This is a genomic window from Promicromonospora sp. NPDC060204, from assembly GCF_042728455.1.
GTDB lineage: Bacteria > Actinomycetota > Actinomycetes > Actinomycetales > Cellulomonadaceae > Promicromonospora.
The window spans coordinates 1-1956 of record NZ_JBHWZO010000445.1; the positions used below are offsets into that span (position 1 = coordinate 1).

Sequence of the window (1956 nt, forward strand, 5' to 3'; positions counted from 1 at the left end):
GAGGGCGCGGCTGGTGGCCTCCTCGGCGTCGATGCCGGGTACGCGTGCTGCGACGGAGCGTACGACGTTGGGCCGGTGCACCACCCAGTCGTCGACCGGTGCGTCATCGATGGTCACGCCGATCCACCCCCTTTCCGCGCAGAGCTGTCCCCACTCAGACGATCCCGGGAGGCGCAGCCTGGGGTGCGCTGCACTGATAGGAGATACGGGCTAAATGCGTTGATCGGCCTACACGTGATTGATGTCTGAAATTGCACGTGAAAGGCGACGTTCCGCCCGATCCCGTTCGGGCCAGCATACGTAACGCAGCTTCAATATGGCCCGCTACGGCGGATGAAATGTGTCGCAGACCGCCGTCCGGACGCTGACCTGCGACGTTGCGCAGCGCCCGTGGATGAATGCCCGTAGAGGACAACCCCGACATTTCGATCCTGGCCGTTCGGGGATCTCCCGGGCTCGCCCCTGGAACCCGCGCCGAACCCTTGGCCGGCTCCTCGCGGTGTGAAAAAACTCTGGCATGAGGACAGCTGAACACCTGGTCAGATCCGCTTTTGTCGCGACCGCGGTCGTGGCGTGCACGGCCCTCGTGGCACCGAGCGCGGTGGCGCTCGCCGGGGCGGCGGCGGGGCCGACGTCGGCCGTGGCGGCTCCGGCGCCGGCGGTCGCGGCTACGACGTCGCTGGTCGCGCCGTCGGCGCTCGCGCCGGTTGAGGCAACGCCGTCCGACGTGGACGAACCGATCCTCTCCCTGCCCGAACCGACGGGGCGGTACCCCGTCGGGCTGATGCCGCTCCATCTCGTCGACGAGGACCGCGCCGACCCGTGGGTGCCCGAGGCGCGTCGCGAGCTGATGGTGTCGCTGTGGTACCCGGCGGTCCCGCGCGGCGAGATCGCGCCGTACACGTCCGAGGCCGTCTCGACGGCGATCATCGAGGCCGCCCGGCTCCCGGTCGCGCCCGACATCCTGACGACGGTCGAGGCCCACGCCTACGACCGGGCCCCGGCGCTCCCGGGGAAGCGGCCGCTCGTGGTGCTCTCGCCGGGCGCGAGCCTCAGCCGCGAGTCGCTGATGTCGCTCGCCGAGGACCTGGCCTCGCGCGGCTACGTCGTGGCCGGCATCGACCACACGTACGAGGCCCGCGTGGTGGAGCTGCCGGGCGACCGGGTCGCCGGGTGCCTGCTCTGCGAGCGGGAGAACACCGCCGAGCTCGGCGCCTGGGTCGCGCACGGGCGCAGCGCCGACATCGGCTTCGTGCTCGACGAGCTCACCGGCGGCCGGCTCGGGCGGCATGCGCCGGCGATCGACGCGCGGCGCATCGCCGTCGTCGGCCACTCGCTCGGCGGGGCCAGCGCGGCGGTCTCGATCATGGACGACCCGCGCGTGGACGCCGGGGTCAACCTGGACGGCACGTTCCAGGTGGACTTCCCCGAGGGCGGGGCGGACCGGCCGTTCCTCATGCTGGGCGGTGCCGCGCACGAGCCGGGCGCCAGCGACGGGACGGACTGGCCCGACAACTTCGCGCGGCTGGGCGCGACGAGCCGATGGCTGCAGGTCCCGACCGCGAACCACGGCTCGTTCACCGACCAGCTCATGTTCCTCGACCAGCTCGGGGTACCGCTGCCCGGCGGCCCCGGCACCGTCGGTGGCGAGCGCGGTGTGCGGATCACGAGCGCGTACGTGGGCGCGTTCCTGGACCGGCACCTGCGCGGCCTGGACGCCCCGCTGCTCGACGGCCCGTCGCCGGCGTACCCGGAGGTCGAGTTCGAGGGCTGACGCGAGACGGGCCGGCCGCCCGCCGATGTGCGCTTCTACCCAGTCATTAGGCCCGGAAACAGCCGAGATCCGGGCCCAATGACTGGGTGCTGCCCACCGAGATCCCGGACAAGGGCCGCGTCCTCACCCAGCTCTCCCTGTGGTGGTTCGACCAGCTCGCCGACCTGGTCCCCAACCACGTG

Annotated in this window: 1 protein-coding gene and 1 pseudogene; both read left to right on the forward strand. The window is 71.9% G+C overall.

Annotated elements, in window-relative coordinates; genetic code table 11:
• Window positions 1-517 precede the first annotated feature (517 nt).
• On the forward strand, window positions 518-1774 hold the full coding sequence (locus ACFWEJ_RS28535) for an alpha/beta hydrolase family protein (RefSeq protein ID WP_377232530.1): 1257 nt from the start codon (window positions 518-520) through the stop codon (window positions 1772-1774).
• An 80-nt stretch (window positions 1775-1854) separates the two neighbouring features.
• Window positions 1855-1956 (forward strand): annotated as a pseudogene (locus ACFWEJ_RS28540) (phosphoribosylaminoimidazolesuccinocarboxamide synthase); the annotation flags it as partial.

Bases quoted from the DNA above. Each gene is read 5' to 3' on its own strand.
- ACFWEJ_RS28535 (WP_377232530.1), top strand. From the start codon at position 518: ATGAGGACAGCTGAACACCTGGTCAGATCCGCTTTTGTCGCGACCGCG.